Origin of the sequence: Domibacillus sp. PGB-M46 (genome assembly GCF_022668875.1) — a bacterium.
Lineage (GTDB): Bacteria > Bacillota > Bacilli > Bacillales > Domibacillaceae > Domibacillus.
On record NZ_JAKGCR010000001.1, the window covers coordinates 132029 to 148699 of the forward strand.

At 44.1% G+C, this 16671-nt stretch carries 14 protein-coding genes; 3 read left to right on the top strand and 11 right to left on the bottom strand.

Going from position 1 to position 16671, the window contains the following annotated elements:
• Nucleotides 1-320: 320 nt before the first annotated feature.
• The 11 genes from L2D08_RS00645 to L2D08_RS00695 all read right to left on the bottom strand — a co-directional run bounded on the left by L2D08_RS00645 (nucleotide 321) and on the right by L2D08_RS00695 (nucleotide 12446).
• The gene (locus tag L2D08_RS00645) at nucleotides 321-1421 is read right to left on the bottom strand and encodes an ABC transporter ATP-binding protein (protein WP_242231781.1); all 1101 of its coding nucleotides are present in this window, start codon (nucleotides 1419-1421) and stop codon (nucleotides 321-323) included.
• Between the two features lie 115 nt (nucleotides 1422-1536).
• Nucleotides 1537-2421 carry a PucR family transcriptional regulator gene (locus L2D08_RS00650; RefSeq protein ID WP_242231782.1) on the bottom strand — a complete coding sequence of 295 codons (885 nt, stop codon included), beginning with the start codon at nucleotides 2419-2421 and terminating at the stop codon, nucleotides 1537-1539.
• A 430-nt stretch (nucleotides 2422-2851) separates the two neighbouring features.
• Nucleotides 2852-3820, bottom strand: a complete 969-nt coding sequence (locus tag L2D08_RS00655) for a sugar phosphate isomerase/epimerase family protein (RefSeq protein WP_242231783.1) — start codon at nucleotides 3818-3820, stop codon at nucleotides 2852-2854.
• A gap of 14 nt (nucleotides 3821-3834) precedes the next feature.
• Nucleotides 3835-4872, bottom strand: coding sequence for a Gfo/Idh/MocA family protein (locus tag L2D08_RS00660; RefSeq protein ID WP_242231784.1), 1038 nt, complete (start codon nucleotides 4870-4872; stop codon nucleotides 3835-3837).
• A gap of 17 nt (nucleotides 4873-4889) precedes the next feature.
• Complete coding sequence (locus L2D08_RS00665; RefSeq protein ID WP_242231785.1) at nucleotides 4890-5915, bottom strand: Gfo/Idh/MocA family protein; 1026 nt, start codon at nucleotides 5913-5915, stop codon at nucleotides 4890-4892.
• A 5-nt stretch (nucleotides 5916-5920) separates the two neighbouring features.
• Nucleotides 5921-6640: a ThuA domain-containing protein gene (locus L2D08_RS00670; protein ID WP_242231786.1), complete on the bottom strand. Its 720-nt coding sequence runs from the start codon at nucleotides 6638-6640 to the stop codon at nucleotides 5921-5923.
• Nucleotides 6637-7671: a LacI family DNA-binding transcriptional regulator gene (locus tag L2D08_RS00675; RefSeq protein ID WP_242231787.1), complete on the bottom strand. Its 1035-nt coding sequence runs from the start codon at nucleotides 7669-7671 to the stop codon at nucleotides 6637-6639. Before L2D08_RS00675 ends, L2D08_RS00670 begins: the two co-directional genes overlap by 4 nt.
• Nucleotides 7672-7850: 179 nt before the next feature.
• Entirely contained in the window at nucleotides 7851-8669 is an 819-nt protein-coding gene (locus tag L2D08_RS00680; RefSeq protein WP_242231788.1) for a carbohydrate ABC transporter permease, read from the bottom strand.
• A complete protein-coding gene (locus L2D08_RS00685; RefSeq protein WP_242231789.1) occupies nucleotides 8669-9529 on the bottom strand; it encodes a carbohydrate ABC transporter permease in 861 nt (286 codons plus the stop codon). Before L2D08_RS00685 ends, L2D08_RS00680 begins: the two co-directional genes overlap by 1 nt.
• Before the next feature lie 86 nt (nucleotides 9530-9615).
• Complete coding sequence (locus L2D08_RS00690; RefSeq protein ID WP_242231790.1) at nucleotides 9616-10908, bottom strand: ABC transporter substrate-binding protein; 1293 nt, start codon at nucleotides 10906-10908, stop codon at nucleotides 9616-9618.
• Between the two features lie 509 nt (nucleotides 10909-11417).
• Nucleotides 11418-12446 (bottom strand): oxidoreductase, encoded by a 1029-nt coding sequence (locus L2D08_RS00695; RefSeq protein ID WP_242231791.1) that lies wholly within the window; start codon nucleotides 12444-12446, stop codon nucleotides 11418-11420.
• Between the two features lie 159 nt (nucleotides 12447-12605).
• Here L2D08_RS00695 and L2D08_RS00700 point away from each other — a divergent pair, with 159 nt between their 5' ends.
• The 3 genes from L2D08_RS00700 to L2D08_RS00710 are packed head-to-tail and all read left to right on the top strand — an operon-like array spanning nucleotide 12606 to nucleotide 16662.
• Nucleotides 12606-14222 (top strand): diguanylate cyclase, encoded by a 1617-nt coding sequence (locus tag L2D08_RS00700; protein WP_242231792.1) that lies wholly within the window; start codon nucleotides 12606-12608, stop codon nucleotides 14220-14222.
• A complete protein-coding gene (locus L2D08_RS00705; protein WP_242231793.1) occupies nucleotides 14219-15265 on the top strand; it encodes a HEAT repeat domain-containing protein in 1047 nt (348 codons plus the stop codon). Before L2D08_RS00700 ends, L2D08_RS00705 begins: the two co-directional genes overlap by 4 nt.
• Complete coding sequence (locus tag L2D08_RS00710) at nucleotides 15265-16662, top strand: glycosyltransferase family 2 protein (RefSeq protein WP_242231794.1); 1398 nt, start codon at nucleotides 15265-15267, stop codon at nucleotides 16660-16662. The genes L2D08_RS00705 and L2D08_RS00710 overlap by 1 nt, the downstream gene beginning before the upstream one ends.
• The last annotated feature ends 9 nt before the right edge of the window (nucleotides 16663-16671 follow it).

Here is a 16671-nt window from a genome sequence, read left to right on the forward strand (position 1 = left end):
CTATTGTGAATAAAAATGGCTTATTCACAGATGATGGAATAAAGGCTAACAATATTTTTTCATCCGATCACTCGACCTGGATGCTTCAAATGCCTTTGTAGCTTCCATTTAGCCGCCTCTGTAATTATCTAGTACCCGGTTCCCTTGTTTTGAAACCGCTTTCTAAATCTTTTTAATTATTTTTTATCTTTTTCTGGATTGATCATAATAAAACAAAGAAAAGAATAAAAACGAGTTGAGAAATACAACGGGCTGTTTTTATACTTCGTCCTTTAAAGCAGGAAAGCAGGAAGCATCTGCTGCTTCCTGCTGAAAAGTTATTATGGGCGAATTCGTACTTCTGATGTAGCATCAAAAAAGTGTGCTTTATTCATGTCGAAAGCCAGCTGCAGTTTTTCACCTGCCGCAATATCAAGACGTGAATCAAGGCGCGCCACAAAATTCTGTCCTGCGATGTCTGAATACACCATAATTTCTGCACCGAGAAGCTCTGACACCGCTACTTTTGCTTCAAAAGCAGATTGTTGGGATGCTTCGAGGAAAATCAGTTCATCATGAATATCTTCCGGACGAACGCCAAGAATGATTTGCTTGCCTACATAGCCCTGATCACGCAGATAACGCATTTTTCCTTCTGGCACATCAAGCCTTTGTGTACCAATTCTTACATAGCCATCACCAAGATCTGCATTAAAGAAGTTCATTGGCGGTGATCCGATAAAGCCAGCAACAAAGGCGTTTTCCGGATTTTCATATACTTCTTTCGGCGTACCGATCTGCATGATTTTTCCGGCTTTCATAACAACGATCCGGGTTGCCATTGTTAAGGCTTCAGTCTGATCATGCGTTACGTAAATCGTTGTCGTCTGCAAGCGCTGATGCAGTTTAATAATTTCAGAGCGCATTTGTACACGCAGCTTCGCATCGAGGTTGGAAAGCGGCTCATCCATTAAGAATACTTTAGCATCACGGACAATCGCGCGCCCGAGTGCAACACGCTGACGCTGACCGCCAGAAAGAGCTTTTGGCTTCCGTTTCAAATATTCTGTCAGCCCAAGAATTTGGGCGGCGTTTTCTACGCGCTGTTTGATTTCTTCTTTTGGCATTTTGCGAAGCTTTAAGCCAAATGCCATATTATCATAAACGGTCATATGCGGGTAAAGGGCATAGTTTTGGAATACCATTGCAATATCACGGTCTTTTGGGGCTACATCATTTACACGGCGGTCATCGATAAAGAAATCGCCTTTTGAAATTTCTTCAAGTCCGGCAATCATTCGCAGCGTTGTGGATTTCCCGCAGCCAGACGGGCCGACAAATACGATAAATTCTTTGTCCTGAATATGAAGATTAAAATCTTCTACTGCCGTTACATTTCCATCATAGACTTTATAGATATTGTTTAGTTGAAGTTCAGCCATTCTCCAATTCCTCCTGTAACCGTTTTCTTAAATCTATTGTATTCGCTTACAAACTAAATAAAAATAGACAGGGTGCACAAAGATCGTTCGCTCTTCATTGTGCACGTTGCCCTTCTCACTTTTGCGTGCTGATTAAACACAGCATGTAAACTAACAGAGCCCCTTCGTAGGAACGGACATCAATGCTTGTCCTGTCAATGAATTTGTCAATCCGATATTGCAGGCTGTTACGGTGCAGGTGAAGCTGCTTGGCAGTCTGGCTTACATTAAGATGATTCTGAATCAATAATTGAAGGGTATGGCGCAAATCATCATCTGATTCAAACCATTTCAATTCCTCCGCAAACAGTTCCGAGAGCTCGCTGCGGCTTTGGGCTAAAAATAGATAAGGAATAACCGTTTCAATCGTTGTGATCCGCTGCTCTGGAACAAGCAGGACCGCTTTGCGCGCCGCTTCCGTTTCCTGCTTATACAGATTTTTTAATGAAGCGGATGCTTGTGCAAACCGTCCAATAAACAGACGCCCCGTTATGTAAAAGTCCCCGGCGAGCACATCCAGAAATGTTTGCGCCTCTGTTTTTTGGATTGGATAATCAGACTCTTCTTCTATAAGAATGCATTCAGCTTCTCCTGTCCAGACAACCAGAAAAGCATGGTCAAAAAATGTATGGGCCGCTTCTAAAAAACTGCCGCGGTCATTCTCTGACAGCTTCATATATAAAAACCGGACCCGGTCTGCGTTTAAAGCAGGACATTCCCCATCTTTAATCAGAAAGTTCCACCATGCTTGTTCTGCTGAGGAGAACTGGCTTGCTTCCCCGGCTTCACGGATTCGAACAAAAAAATGGGAAAGAAGCTGTTCTTCTCTTTCAGACACATCCTCTTTTGGAATAGAAATATAGCGGTTCTGTTGTTTATCGTAATAATGCAGGCGGCTTTCGTCGAGTTTAGGCTGTTCTGTCGTAATGGCTCTTTTGTAAATTACATCGATACTTTGCATCTCGGCTGCCTTCTTTCAATAAGCAGAAGCGATCCGCTGAAGGGAACCGTTCCCGCCCTTTTCTCCTTATTATACTGAAATTCGCTGAAAAACGCCTTTCCATTCCATTCAGAATCATACTGAAGAAAGAATGAAAATAATCGAAACAACGATGCGTGTATACTCGTTGTTTCATTCCCTTTTTCATAACTTATTTGGTCAATAAAGAAGGATGAAATCATCTTGATTTCATCCTTCAGGCTGTTGACAAACGCCCGCTTTCGGCGTCACTTGCCAGCTGTGAATGCTCATGACCCGAAGAAGGCCAATCCGCTTCCCAGCCAGCGGCATTCCTGGAAAGGCAGATTTTTTCGATGAGCCTGCTTCCTTACTTTTCCTACACTTTCAAGGATGAAATCGGTTTGATTTTATCCTTTTTTCGCGTCTTCTGTTACGCCCACCACATCTCACCGGCAGATTCACGGATCAGTACATCGTTTAAATTTTTCACAGCACGGCTGAAGCCTTCGTCGATGGACATGATGGCATCTTCATGCTCGATGCTGACGACATAATCATAGTTATATAGACGAAGCGCGCTCATCATATCAGACCACTCCTGTACACTGTGACCGCAGCCAACACTGCGGAATGTCCAGGCACGCGACTGCACATCACCGTAAGGCTGCATATCTGTCAAGCCGTACATGTTAACGTTGTCTTGATCAATATACGTGTCTTTCGCGTGAAAATGGTGAATAGCACCTGCTTTACCGAGAATTTTAATGGCAGCCACTGGATCAATACCCTGCCACCACAAATGACTTGGATCAAGGTTTGCCCCAATGGCATCACATGTTTCCTCGCGAAGCTTGAGCATTGTATAAGGAGTATGAACCAGGAAACCGCCGTGCAGCTCGAGCCCAATTTTTACATTATGGCTTTTGGCAATTTCGCCAATTTCCTTCCAATATGGAATAAGCTTTTTCTCCCACTGCCATTTTAAAATATCATGGTATTCTGCCGGCCATGGAACAACAGGCCAGTTCGGCTGCTTAGCTTCCTCGGAATCACCTGGAGTGCCGGAAAAACAGTTAACAACCGGCACATTTAAAAGAGAAGCGAGCTTAATCGTTTTACGGAGTACAGAGTCGGATTCTTCCGCGAATGCCTTGTCCGGTGTAAGCGGATTGCCATGGCAGCTGAAGGCACTGATTGTAAGACCGCGTGACGTCACAGCTTCCAGATAATCGGCACGCTTTTTCTCATCTTCCAGCAGCTCGTCAAGCGGACAATGCGCGTTTCCTGGATAACAGCCTGTACCAATTTCAACGGCGTCAAGGCCGGCATCTTTTACATGATCCAGCATGTCCTCAAAGGACTTGTTGGAGAATAATACGGTAAATACACCTAATTTCAATGGAATCGCCCCTTTTATCTGATTTTGACGCTGCGGCCAATTTTGGCGCTTTCATAAACAGATTCAATGATACTCGATACGTACATGGATTCCTCTGGGTTTGTCAGCGGCGTGCTTTCTCCAAAGCAGCAGGAAGTAAAATGTTCCGCCTGCAAAATGGCAAACGGCTTTTCTTCTGGAATCCATGCGACATCCGAGTTGATTAGCACGCCATGCTCGGCTTTGTTCAGGCGAAGCGGAAACACATCAATGCCGCCTTTTGTGCCGGAAATGCTGATCGTTTCTTCATCTTTCGAAATATTCGCTGCCCATGAGGTTTCAAACATGACCACTGCCCCGTTTTCAAGCCGGATAAAAGCCGTGGCATGGTCTTCTACTTCAAAGGTGGCCGGGTTAATTGTACCCCATTCGTTTACCATATCTTTTTGCATACTTAAATGGTTAAAAGTAGCGCCGCTCACTTCAAATGGTTTTGAACTGCCGGTCAGCCACATTGCCAAATCAAGCAAGTGGCAGCCATAGTCGATCAGCGCGCCTCCTCCTTGAAGTTCGCGATTTGTAAATACACCCCAGCCCGGTACTTTACGGCGCCGCATGGATTTAATGCGGATCACAAGCGGCTGGCCAATTTCGCCGCTGTCAATCAGCCGTTTGGCCGCACGTGATTCTTTTAAAAAGCGCCAGTGATAGGCAATAAGCAGTACCTTTTTTGACTTTTCAGCTGCGGCAACCATTTCCTCACACTCTTTTGTATTCAATGCCATCGGTTTTTCACACATGACATGAACACCGGCATTCAGTGCCTGTACGGCGGCTGGAGCATGAAATTTATTTGGAGTAGCGATAATCAGCGCGTCAATTTTTTCAAGCATTTCTTCCAGGCTCTTGCAGACGTGCTCAATCCCAAATTTTTCGGCTGTTTCTCTCGCCCTCTCCTCGTCTACATCCATTACGGCCGTGATTTCCGCTTCTTTCACATGCTTAAAAGCCGGAATATGCCGCTCTGTTGCAATGCCCCCTGTACCTAAAATGCCGATTCTCAGTTTTGTCATGTTTGTCACCTCTTTGATTAAATACGGACAGTTCGTTTTGTTTCACTTGATTCCAATGCAGCTAAGATTACCTGCAGTGACTTTTTGCCTTCATTCCCGCAGACAGGCGGGGTTGTATCTTCCAAAATGCTGTTAATAAATTGCTCTACTACACGAGAATTTGTTTGTTTACCTTCTTCATTTGACTGGATTGCACCGAGGCTGTGACGTTCACTGTTACCATTTTTATATTGAATAATGAGTGAATAATCCGGGTCATCTTCCAAACGCATGATGCCATTTTCTGCGTAAAAAACAGTAGAATTGTCTTCGCCGCCGTTGTACGCCCAGCTTGCGGCTAATGTTCCAATCACACCGCTTTCCGATTTCAGGACACAGACAGCATTATCATCGACTGTGGAATTTTCCTTGGCGGAGCTCTCGACAAACGCTGCCACTTCTACAAATTCTTCTCCGAGCAAATAGCGAAGCAAGTCGGTTTTGTGAACGCCAAGGTCTCCCATTGCCCCGATAAACGCAAGCTCTTTTTTGAAAAACCAGCTGTTTGTTCCATCCACACTCCAGCCTTCCGGCCCGCCATGTCCAAATGCTGTACGAAAGCTGTAAATCTTACCTAAAACACCACTTTCGATAATAGACCGGGCTTTTTGGTGGGAAGCAACAAAGCGCTGATTATGGGCAATCATTAATTTTTTACCGCCTTTTTCTGCCGCTTCGATCATCGCCTCTGCTTCTTTCTTTGAAGTGGCCATTGGCTTTTCGCAAAGCACATGCTTGCCTGCTTGGAGTGCCGCAATGGTAATAGGCGCGTGCAGTACATTCGGTGTACAAACGCTGATGGCATCGACGTCTCCATCTTTAAGTAATTCTTCATAGCTTGTATAAGCCTTTGCGTTAAAATGCTCCGCGTATTTTTGGGCCCGTTCTTCCTTTACGTCACAAAATGCTGTTACTTGAACATGCTCGTTTGCAACGTACTCCGGAATATGACGGTGCTGGGCAATGCTTCCGCACCCAATGACGCCTACCTTAATTTTCCCCATTCTTTTTATTCTCCCCTTAACTCTTCAATTGGTTGTGCATTACCGTATACAGGCCGTTCCCGTTTCACCGGGGCTGCCCATTTTACTGCGTTTTGAATGACACGTTGGACATTTTCATTGAAGTATGTAGGATGTGTTTCATGTCCAGGACGGAAATAAAAGATTTTGCCGTTGCCCCGTTTGTACGTGACGCCGCTTCGGAACACTTCGCCGCCTTCGAACCAGCTCATGAAAATGAGCTCATCCGGCGCAGGAATATCAAAATGTTCGCCATACATTTCCTCATGCTCCAGCTCAAAATATTCGCCGATTCCTTCTGCAATTGGATGTGCAGGGTCCACGACCCAAAGGCGTTCCTTTTCTCCAGCTTCACGCCATTTCAAATCGCAGGATGTGCCCATCAGTGCTTTGAAAATTTTTGAGAAATGCCCCGAATGAAGCACAATGAGCCCCATGCCATCGAGTACACGCTGCTGTACTTTTTTCACAACTTCATCGCTCACTTCTTCGTGTGCAACATGCCCCCACCAAAGAAGTACATCTGTTTGATTCAATATATCCTCTGTCAACCCGTGCTCTGCTTCATCCAATGTGGCCGTTTGAACGGTCCGCCCTTCTTCTTTTAAAAAATCTGCGATTACTTGATGAATGCCCTCTGGATAAATCTCTTTGACCGCCTGCTTGTTTCGTTCATGACGAAATTCATTCCATACTGTAATATTCATAGAATCGCTCCATTCTCTAATATTTTTTTGCATGAATCCCGTACCACCACAGAAGTCGGCACTAAAATATTCCGCTTCATCATGTCCGGTTTTTCCAAAAGATCTACCAATGTTTTTGCCGCCTCATAGCCAAGCTGAAATGCATGAATATCGACTGTCGTCAGCGGCGGGCTCGAAAGCTCGGAAAGCATGGAATCCGTAAAAGTGGTGACGGCTACATCATCCGGCACCCGCAAGCGCCGCTCGTATAAAGCAGACAGCAGGCTCATAGCCATCAGTTCATCCGTCGTCACAATCGCCGTTGGCCTTGGATCCATCATCATCATCTCATCAATGGTTTCCTTAGCACTTTCTTTTGAAATTTCTTTTCTAAAAAGAACTTCTGATTGAATATTCGCAAGTTTTAATGCCTGTTTATATCCTTCTTCACGATCTTTATGCACTTCAAACCTCGGATCGCCCCCGACATACGCAATATGTGTATGTCCGGCACGAATCAAATGGTCTGTTATATCCCGTGCAGCTTTGACGTTATCGTTATCTACATACATGACCTTGTCAGTATGCTCCGACGGTTTGCCGATCATAACAAACGGAAAGTTTTGCTCTAAAAGCAGCTGCAGCACCGGGTCATGATCCTGTGAATAAAGCATAATCATGCCGTCGACGCTTTTGCCTTGAACCATATTCACAACTTCCCGATAAATGTCTTCATCGGATTCACCACACGTCAATAGGATGCTGTATTCCTTTTGGTGCAGCAGGTCACTCATTCCTTGAAGCGCTGCTGGAAAAAACGGATCGGACAGCGAATGCTTCGTAGACGTTTTGCGAATAATCCCAATTGTTTGGGAGGACTGCGTGACGAGCTTACGTGCAAGCAGGTTCGGATGGTAGCCGAGCTCCTGCATCACTTTTCTTACTTTTTCTTTTGTTTCCTGCGTAATTTTTGGATGGTCCGCGATAACACGGGAGACGGTCGAAGGCGCAACCTGCGCCCTCTTTGCTACATCTTTAATTGTGACAGCCATGACCGGTTCCTCCCTTTTCTAGTTTATAGTACCATTTTTCAAAAAAAATAAGAAAGTATATCGTTTCTCATAATGCCCTGCTGCAGCCCCCGCTGCGTTTTACTTTCCCAGCCGCCCGGGGGCATCTTGTATTTCTTTGTCTCGATTGGAGCGCTTTTATACGCAGAGTGCTGCTCTTTTTATTTTACAGCTCCATCGGAAACTCCTTTGATAATTTGTTTTTGTGCAAAGAAATACGCAATGATAACTGGGATAATCGAAATCGTTAAACCGGCAAGTGCCAGATGCCATTGTTTCGTATACTGGCCGAAGAACAGGAACAGCTTTAATGGAATCGTATCTGTGCCATCTCCGCTGATGACAAGCGATGGCAGAAGGAAATCATTCCAGATCCAGATAACATTCAAAATTCCAACTGTAATCGTAATCGGTTTCAACAGCGGGAAAATGATATACCAAAACACCTGCAGCCGGTTGCACCCATCAATGGTTGCCGCTTCATCAAGCGACTTGGAAATCCCCTTAAGTGCTCCGTGGTAAAGAAAGATCGACAAGCTGCAGCCGAAACCGAGATACATAAAAATCAGTCCGTAAAAGTTGAGCGCATTGGCTTTTCCGAAAATGGTTACAAGCGGAATCATGACGGACTGAAACGGAATCAGCATAGCAGCCACAAAAACGAAGAAGATGATATTGCTGAGCTTGCTTCCGTTGCGTGATAACGCATAAGCAGCCATCGCAGAGAAAAACAAAATAATTGCCACACTCAAAAGAGTCACGAGCACAGAATTCATGAATGTCTGCAAAAAGGTTAATTCTTCAAAAGCCTGCACAAAGTTATCAAACGTGAATGTTTCCGGAAGCTTCATTGTATTGGTGAAAATTTCACGTTTTGTTTTAAACGCATTGGCAATCATTAGATAGAAAGGAGAGATCCAAAGAAGAGCCAGTACAAGGCCAATAATCTCCAGAGTCCAGCGTTTCCCTGACTTTTTCATTACATCTCCACCTCCTTTTTCTTATTAATGTACACTTGTGTTAATGAAATAATTGCCACAATGATGAAGAAGATGACGGCTTTCGCCTGTGCTTCTGCCATCTGGTTTAATTGGAAGGCCGTTTGAACAATATCCATGGCAACCATTTTCGTCGAGTCAAATGGTCCGCCGTTTGTAAGCGACAAGTTCTGATCATAAATTTTAAAAGCATTGGACAGCGTTAAAAACAAGCTGACCGTAAAGGCAGGCATAACAAGCGGGAACGTAATATTCCGGAAGCGCTGCCATCCATTCGCGCCGTCAATTTGTGCTGCCTCAAGCAAATCTTTCGGTACGTTTTCCAAGTATGCAATGTAAATAATCATAATGTAGCCGGCCATCTGCCAGCTCATCAGGATGACCATTCCCCAAAAACCAGTTTGGGAATCAGACAGCCAGCCCTGCAGCCATTCAATGCCGGTTGCCCGGCCGACCGCATCAAATACTTTTGTGAAAATAAACTGCCAGATAAAGCCGAGAATCAACCCGCCGATCAAGTTTGGCATAAAAAAGATTGTCCGAAGTACATTTTTAGATTTGATGTAAGATGTAACAAGCATGGCGAGGCCGAGCCCCATAATGTTGATGACAATAACAGAAGCAATGGAGAATTTAAATGTAAACCAGAGGGAGTTTAAAAATCCTTGATCACTGAATAACTCAACGTAATTTTTAACCCCAATAAATTCCGCCGCATTCACTCCATCCCAATCCGTAAACGAATAGACGATGCCGTAAATAAGCGGAAGCAGGACAACAGTGCCAAGCGCGAATAAAACCGGCGCTAGAAAAAGCCAAAACATAAAGTCTTTATTTCTCATGCTGCCTAAACCTCATTTCAGTTGAATTTGGGAAAAGAAAAAGATAACAGCCGAAACTGCCTGTTATCTTTTTTCTTTTCATAGAATTACTGACGCGCTTTTTTCCAATCATTTTTCGCGGCTTCAATCGCTTCTTCCCAAGACGTTTCACCCGCAAGATACTTTTGAAGGTGTGCCCCTAAAATATCGCTCCATCCAACTGGATATCCAAGGAAAACCCATCCTTGCGTATTTCCTGCTTCAGCATATTCATAAATAGTTTTCGAAAGTGGATCAGCAATTTTATCGGCATCATAGCCTTCATAAGCTGGAATAAATTTAAATTGTGTTAAAACCGCTTCTTTTCCTTCGTCAGACGTATACAGCCAATCTAAAAATTCTTTTGCTGCTTTTTGAGCTTCTTCATCTGCGTTTTTGTTTACAGCCCAGTATTGCGGAACACCAACCGGCATTTTGGTTTCGCCGTCAACCGGGATTGGGAAGATGCCGACATTTTCAGCAAGCTCTGGATCCATCTGTTCGATTGTCGGGTATACCCAGTTTCCTTGCTTAATCATGGCTACGCGGCCTGTTGAAAACAATTCTTCTACCTGCTGTGAGTAATCAAGGCTCAAAACCGGCTGTACGGAATATTTGTTTTGAAGGTCAATATATTCCTTGTACTGTTCTGCTTTTGTAAATGGAAGTTCTTTCGCCTGGAATGCTTCCATTACGCTGCCATTAAAATCGTCTGCGATAAAAGAGTTTGAGCCGTGGTTTCCTTCTGTCCATTTTTCTTTTCCAGCAAAAGCAAACACAGCGTCAATGCCAAGCTCGTCCTTTTTGCCGTCGAGCGTCTCGACTGCTTTTGTCAAATCTTCCATTGACTTAATAGAATCCGCGTCTACCCCTGCTTCTTCAAAGATTTGCTTGTTGTAAACAAAACCGTATCCTTCCTGATTGTAAGGAAGACCTAATACCTGCTCTCCTTCTGTTACGCTCTCAAGCGTTCCTTCCAACGCTGCACCTGCCGCTTTTGTATCACTTACATCTATCAATCTATCACGGTACTGCTGCACATCAACGGCTCCGTTAATATTAAAAATAGCCGGCTCGTCTCCTGAGGCAAATTTGGATTTCAGCGCCGAAGCGTAATCGTTCCCGCCCCCTACTGTTTGAACATTTATATCAACTTCCGGATGTTCTTCTTCATATTGCTTCGCGAGTTCCTCAAACTGGTTTTTAAACTCCACTTTAAACTGGAAAATATCTACGACCGTTTGATCGCCGCCCCCTCCGCCTGAACTGCCAGATGATTCTTCTTTTTTCTCAGCTGTTGAGCAGCCAGCAAGACCTAGAAACAATGCCGATGAAAGTACGAATGCTTTTTTTGTTAACACGTCATCTACCCCTTTGCAGTCTTTTTACTCGGCCGAAAGCGGTAACCGCTTTCAACTTCTGAAACCACTATACCACCCTCACTATGAAAGCGTCAACATTTTTTGAGAAATCGTTTGCATATTTTTTGTAAAGCCTTTCAATGTTAATTTAATAGGTTTTCAATTCTTGTATATACAAAGAAAATTAAGAATACTTGATGCAAACGATTGCTCTTCTTTTCACAATAAAGTGAAATAAAAAACAGCCTTTACGGCTGTTAGAGATTGTAGAAAAATAAAATCTCTTATCAAAAGCTTTTTTTTCGTTTCTTTTTAATGCAAGAAGCGTGAACAGTTAGGATGAGAGCCGATAAGGCGGCGGACGCGCGGCCTGTGCGGTTAAACAGGACTGCCCAGCTTAAGTGATATTTCTCGAAAAGTCTCCTGCCCGTTTTCGGCAGTGAAAGCTTTCATAAAAAAGACTGACGACTTTATCGTCAGTCTCAAACAGGGCTTATGCTGCCCTGTTTTTATAATTCAATTGTTCTTTTGTCACGGCTGCTTTCGAGCGCCGCTTCAATGACGCGGATCACTTGTATGCCTTCCTCTCCCGAAACTGGGCACGGCTTTCCATCCCGAATACATTGATAAATCTCTTTGTAATAACGCCGGTAATCACCTGGAAGTGTTACGATTTTTTCATCTCCTTCTTTTGTATAAAGCGTCCCATACTGGTCAATCCGATCCATTCCCCATTCGGGACTTTCCAGTGACTCTCCATTTATCAATTCTTTCTCCTGAGGGTCTTCCCCCCGCTTCATAAACGTTCCCTTTGTACCGTGCACTTTATACTTGGCACCTTGCTCCACTGTAATCATGCCGCTGTGTAAAATTACTCTTTTCGTTCCGTACGTTAAAACAAGATGGAAATAATCATCTACGAGTGCCTGAGGGCGCTGCTTTTGAATATCTGCCGTTACACTATCAGGCATCCCAAACAGTGACAGAGCCTGGTCAATCAAATGAGCCCCCAGATCATACAAAACGCCGGAAGCCGGCTTTTTCTCTTCACGCCAGCCTCTGGCAATCACCGGCTCAAAGCGGTCATAGTGTGCTTCATACACGTAAACATCACCCAGCCGGCCCTCTTCTATCATTTTCCTGACAGTCAGGAAATTTCCGTCATACCGTCGGTTTTGAAAAACACTGAGCATCACGTTATGTTTTTTTGCGCATTCAGCAAGCGTTTCTGCTTCTTGAACGGTCGGTACCATCGGCTTTTCGACAATGACGTGTTTTCCTGCCTCAAGCGCCCGCTTCGTAATATCAAAATGAAGACTGCTCGGTGTGGTTACGACCACAAGCTCTACTTGAGCGTTATTTAAAACATCATCGATTTGCTGGACAACGTCTATAGATGGAAAACTCTCTTTTAATTTCTCTCTTTTAGAAGACAAAATACTGACAAGCTGAAACTCCTCCATTTTGTTTAAAAATGGAGCATGAAAGGTTGAGCCTGAAAATCCATACCCGATTAACGCTGTGCCGATTGCCTTCAAAACGCCATCTCCTTTATTCCCGTTTTTTCACACCCATTCCCTTTCTATTCTTTATTCAAACGAAAGACGCTTAATGTGCTCGATAGAGTGGTACATATAGTATAATAAGGCAGAATATGAACAGAACCTTTTCACTACTTTTGAGAGGATTGACTTATTATGTCCCGCAACGATTACCAGGCAATGCTTTCTAAGCGGATGGAAAAGGAGTTTTCCAGTTGGTTTGAACAAGATCATATCCAAGAACGGGATTTATACCGTTTTTTACATACGATGAAAGGCACAGCAGGCACAATTGGCTTGGAAGAAATATCTGCTTTTTGTGCATCGCAGCTGGAGACCCTTTCTGAAGCAAGCGAGGCGACTATTCCGGTTCGTTCATTAAAAAACTTTATTTTTTTAATGAGAAGTTTTTTCAATAAAAAAGAATTAACGGCCCAGCCTGAAGTGCAACAGCCCGAAAGTACGCTTCACTCCATCGAAGAAAACAGCGGATTTATTTTATTGATTGATGAAGACGCAGAATCCGCTTCTTTTATTAAAGAAACACTGGAAGAAAATGGTATACAAGTGGTAATTGCTTTAAATGGAAAACGGGGAGTCGAACTTTTTTATACCCTTCAGCCCCATATGGTTGTCGCCGATGTTCAGCTTCCCGATATGAGCGGATTTGACGTAATGGCGCAAATTGGCGATATTGCCCGAAGCCGTTATGTTCCTATTACATTGGTAAGTACGAACAATCCAGTCGAAAATACCATTCGCGCTTATGAAACGGGTGCGATGGATTTTATTCAAAAACCGCTTAATATGAGCTTATTTGTCCCTTATATTTCTAACCGATTAAGAAACAAATCGGCTGTTTCACAGTCCGTACTGACCGATGAGCTGACAGGTGCAGGCAACCGGCGCCAGTTCACCCAAACACTTACGCAAATATCTGCTTTATCGGAACGAAAACGGCATACATTTACGCTTGTGATGCTGGATTTGGATTACTTTAAAAAAGTAAACGATCAATATGGGCATCCTGCAGGCGATGAAGTGCTTCGCCGTTTCAGCTCTATCGTGCTGACACTCAAGCGGGAAACCGACTATTTCTTCCGTTATGGCGGGGAAGAATTCGCCTTAATTTTAGCAGATACGACTCCTGAGGAAGGCACCGTCTTAATTGAACGGATTCGTGCTAAAATGGCCGAAACCGAATTTGCCTTCCCGGGCTTTGATCCTTTTTATGTGACGTTTTCTGCTGGTGCAGCCGAATACAGAATCAATGAATCTACCGTTTTGGCAGAAGCGGACCAGGCGTTATATAAAGCAAAACGAAGCGGCCGAAACCAAACAGTTATTTATGAAATTGACAGCGGTGATGTTAAGCGCCATTTGAATATTATGATTATCGATGATGACCTTCTTGTGCGAAAAATGTTGTCGAAGCAGTTTTCCGGCTGGAAGCCAAATGAAATCGATGTGGTTGTCCACGAATATCCGGATGGCATTACATTCCTGGAGTCCGATTGGTACAAGGCTGATGAGAATTATATGATTCTCTTAGACGGCATTATGCCGAAAATGGATGGCCTCGAAGTGCTGTCAAATGTCCGCAAACGGTTCCCGGATGACAATATTGTCATATCGATGCTGACAGCCCGGACAAATGAAGCAGATATTGTTTTAGCGCTAAAAAGTGGAGCGGATGACTATATTGTGAAACCATTTCACCCGCAGGAAGTGATCGCGCGTGTACAGCGCCTGACAAAGAGGATGTTTAAATGACCCTCCCTTTTTTCCTTCTCCTGACGGCGATCTTGCTTCTATTTCAACTGGTGCTGCTCCTTTATTTAGTCATCCGCAAACATAAAAGGAAGCGGCTGGAAGAAGAAATTGAAAGCCAGTACGCTCATTTAACAGAGCCGTTTGCTTCCTATATGATGGATCCATCAGACGCTCGATTTCTTTACGCCGTCAAATCGATTTCTCATCAACAGGTTGTGCTGGAACGGCTGTTAAATGGCTATGTGGCATTTACAAGAGGAGGCAGTGCCTCTCCTTTAGTGCAACAGCTGTCGGAAGAATTTTTAACAGAAACCTATACGCGCGTGCTAAATCAACGCAACTGGGCGCGGAGAGTGAACACCCTTCATTACATTGAGGATTTTCGTATGCGCTCTTTAGCACCTATCCTGCGTGAACGGATGAAGCAAGCCGGGAAACTGGACGTGGAAACCCAGCAGCTCATTCGTACACTGGCTTCTCTAAATGAAGATGTTGTCATTGATGAGTTAAACCGCTTTTCGAATGCGCCTGTTCGGCTGTTTGTAGATATTCTCCACCGATTAGATAAAACGAATGCTGAAGAGCATGTAAAAACAGCGCTTGAAGGTGAAAATGAGACAATCAAACACGCTGCCTTCATTTATATTGCTTATTCAGGGGCAATAACTTTTTTGCCGCAAGTAGAAAAAGAACTGGCCAGCCCTCAAGTCGAAACAAGAATCCAGGCACTCAAAACGATCTTTCGGCTGAAGTATTTGTCGGAACCAGATTTGCTGGCTCCCTTTTTTGATTCTCCTTTCTGGACAGAGCGAATGTTTGCAGCACGAATTACAGGTGTTATGCAGTTTTCCCGCTACAAAAAGAGTTTAAGTACGCTGCTTGGCGATTCAGTTTGGTGGGTGCGCTATTCAGCGGCAGAAGCATATACTCATTTTTCAGATGGAGATGTGATTTTAGCGCACTTAGCTGAGAATCACCCTGACCGCTACGGCCGGGATATGGCTGCCCAGTGGCAGACATTTCGACCTGGAGGTGCCCGATAATGCATACATTTTTTCTTATTCTTTCATACGTTATTATTGCTTATATGCTTTTTTCAAGCTTAAGCTATATTCTTTTATTTGGGCTGGCTTTTCGAAAAGTATACAGAGAAAGTGAATTAGATCCGCGGGAAACAACAGAGGACATTGCCGGAAATGAGCGGACTTTTCCGGTCTCTATTTTAGTTCCGGCCTACAATGAGGAAGTCGGCGTAGTCAGCACAGTCCGCTCGCTTTTAGCGCTTGAATATCCGGAAAAAGAGATTATTGTTATCGATGATGGCTCAAAAGACCAAACTTCGGCCCGTATGATTGAAGAATTCCAAATGACGGAAGTATCTTTTGCCGTTCGTGCTTATTTAGAAACGGCTGAAATCAAAACGATCTATCAATCCTCTATTTTTCCATATATCCGCTTAATTAAAAAAGCCAATGGAGGCAAAGCAGATGCTCTTAACGCCGGTATTAACCTGGCATCTTATCCTTACTTTTGTGCCATCGATGGTGATTCGGTTTTAGAAAACGATGCACTGTTAAAAACAATGAAGCCGATTATTGAATCAGACGGCCAAATTATTGTAACCGGCGGCTCGGTCCGGATTGCCAATGGCTCGACGATTTCAAGGAGTAAAGTTGAAACCATTAATCTGCCGAGCCATCCGGTTGTACTGATGCAAATCATCGAATACTTCCGCGCTTTTTTAATCGGCCGCCTTGCGCTGAGCCGGATGAATATCCTGCTGATTGTCTCCGGGGCATTTGGTGTTTTCCATAAGGAACGGGTCATCCGCGCAGGAGGATACAACAGGAAAACAGTCGGGGAAGATATGGAGCTTGTCGTCAGGCTGCACCGGCTGCTTCGGGAAGAAAAGTCCAAGCAGCGGATTGAATATATCCCAGATCCTGTATGCTGGACAGAAGCGCCAGAATCCCTTGAGGTTCTGCGTTCTCAGCGGATTCGGTGGCAGCGCGGGTTATGGGAAACACTTTGGACTCATAAAAAAATAATTTTCAACCCTGCCTACGGTTCAATCGGACTCCTGTCTATGCCTTATTTCTTGCTTGTGGAGCTATTAGGTGCTGTTTTCGAACTGGGCGGATACTTTATGATTTTCGGAGGATTCTTTTTTTCCTTAATTGATCCAAAAACAGCCGGCACCCTGTTTTTAGTCACCATTTTTTATGGATCATTTATTTCTGCGCTGGCTGTACTGCTGGAGGAAATGACACTCCATAAATATCCAAAGATTTCCCACTTGGTTCGGCTTTATTTCTGGGCGCTGACAGAAACGTTTTGGTATCGGCCTTTTATGGTTATTTGGCGCATCCAGGGAATCTTTGCCGCTTTCCGCAAAAAGCACAATTGGGGCAATATGAAACGAAAAGGAATTTCCACATAAATCAGATGG